The 2,095-nt window shown below is 44.5% G+C and carries 2 protein-coding genes; both read right to left on the bottom strand.

Annotated elements, in window-relative coordinates; all coding sequences use genetic code 11:
- Window positions 1-1,276 (bottom strand): DNA-directed RNA polymerase subunit beta' (locus HP456_RS23205; protein ID WP_512698786.1); only part of this gene is annotated, 1,276 nt, incomplete at its 3' end.
- 51 nt (window positions 1,277-1,327) lie between these two features.
- Window positions 1,328-2,095, bottom strand: a 768-nt coding sequence (locus HP456_RS23210; protein ID WP_446680283.1) for a DNA-directed RNA polymerase subunit beta, incomplete at its 5' end; no start/stop codon positions are given.

Below are 2,095 nucleotides of genomic sequence, written 5' to 3' on the forward strand. Positions count from 1 at the left end.
ATGCTTGAATCCCAAGTCTGTGAAGAGTAGGTGCACGGTTTAAAAGAACAGGATGTTCTTTAATTACCTCTTCCAGTACATCCCATACTTCCGGCTGTACGCGTTCTATCTTGCGTTTCGCACTCTTGATGTTGTGAGCCAATCCTTTTTCAACGAGTTCCTTCATAACAAAAGGCTTGAATAATTCAAGTGCCATTTCTTTCGGAAGGCCGCATTGATACATCTTTAGATTAGGTCCAACAACGATTACAGAACGACCGGAATAGTCAACACGTTTACCGAGAAGGTTTTGACGGAAACGACCTTGCTTCCCTTTAAGCATGTGCGAAAGAGACTTCAATGGACGGTTACCTGGTCCTGTTACCGGACGTCCGCGGCGGCCATTGTCAATTAATGCATCGACTGCTTCTTGAAGCATACGTTTTTCGTTCTGAACGATGATGCTTGGGGCACCAAGATCCAATAAACGTTTTAAACGATTGTTACGGTTGATGACACGACGATATAAATCGTTAAGGTCAGATGTTGCAAAACGTCCACCATCCAACTGAACCATTGGACGAAGCTCAGGAGGGATGACTGGCAGTACATCAAGGATCATCCAATCAGGATCATTTCCTGAGTTTCTGAAAGATTCCACTACCTCTAGACGTTTGATTGCACGGGTACGGCGCTGGCCTTGAGCTGTTTTCAGTTCTTCTTTTAAGAAATCAGCTTCTTTATCAAGATCAATATCCTGCAGAAGCTTTTTAATTGCTTCAGCACCCATTGCAGCTTGGAATTTCACTCCGTATTTTTCACGGTATGCACGGTACTCTTTTTCAGAAAGGAGTTGTTTTCTCTCAAGAGCCGTATCACCTGGTTCTGTTACAACGTAGGAAGCGAAGTAAATGACTTCTTCCAATGCACGTGGGGACATGTCTAATACTAATCCCATACGGCTTGGAATTCCTTTGAAGTACCAGATGTGAGATACAGGAGCAGCAAGTTCGATGTGACCCATACGTTCACGGCGAACCTTCGCTTTTGTTACTTCAACTCCACAACGGTCACAAACTACGCCTTTATAGCGTACACGTTTGTATTTACCGCAGTGGCATTCCCAGTCCTTTGTAGGACCAAAAATACGTTCACAGAATAAGCCGTCTTTTTCTGGCTTTAATGTACGATAGTTAATGGTTTCCGGTTTTTTGACTTCCCCGAAAGACCACGAACGGATCTTGTCGGGGGAAGCTAAACCAATTTTCATATACTCAAAGTTATTTACATCTAGCAAGGGGCCTACCTCCCTTTTAATCTACAGGCTCTAACCCTAATTGCTCTAAATTTATTCCTTTGACCCTACTGTCTCGGATTGTTGCTCATTAGACTCAGATATATTTAGCGTGTCAGCTTGTTGTACTTCTTCTTCGTCCTCTAAGTCACGCATTTCAATTTCTTCTTCGGTGCTTGAGAGGATTTTAACATCCATACCTAAACTTTGAAGCTCTTTGATCAGAACCTTGAATGATTCTGGAACCCCGGGCTCAGGTACGTTTTCTCCTTTGACGATTGCTTCGTATGTTTTCACACGGCCGACAACGTCATCGGATTTAACTGTAAGGATTTCTTGCAGTGTATAAGCAGCACCGTATGCTTCAAGTGCCCATACTTCCATCTCACCGAAACGCTGACCACCGAATTGAGCTTTACCACCCAGCGGCTGCTGCGTAACAAGTGAGTAAGGACCAGTAGAACGGGCGTGAAGCTTGTCATCGACCATGTGTGCCAGTTTGATCATGTACATGATTCCAACTGATACACGGTTGTCAAACGGTTCACCTGTTCTGCCATCGTAAAGAACGGTTTTGGCATCGCGTGCCATACCAGCTTCTTCGATTGTAGACCAGACATCTTCCTCACGTGCTCCATCAAATACAGGTGAAGCAACATGAATGCCAAGATATCTCGCGGCCATACCCAAGTGAAGCTCAAGCACCTGACCGATGTTCATACGTGATGGTACCCCTAATGGGTTAAGCATGATATCGATTGGTGTGCCGTCTGGTAAATACGGCATGTCTTCCTCAGGTAAGATCTTCGAGATAACACCCTT

The sequence above is a fragment of the Bacillus haikouensis genome, from assembly GCF_013179555.1.
In the GTDB taxonomy this organism is placed as follows: domain Bacteria; phylum Bacillota; class Bacilli; order Bacillales; family Bacillaceae_B; genus Rossellomorea; species Rossellomorea haikouensis_A.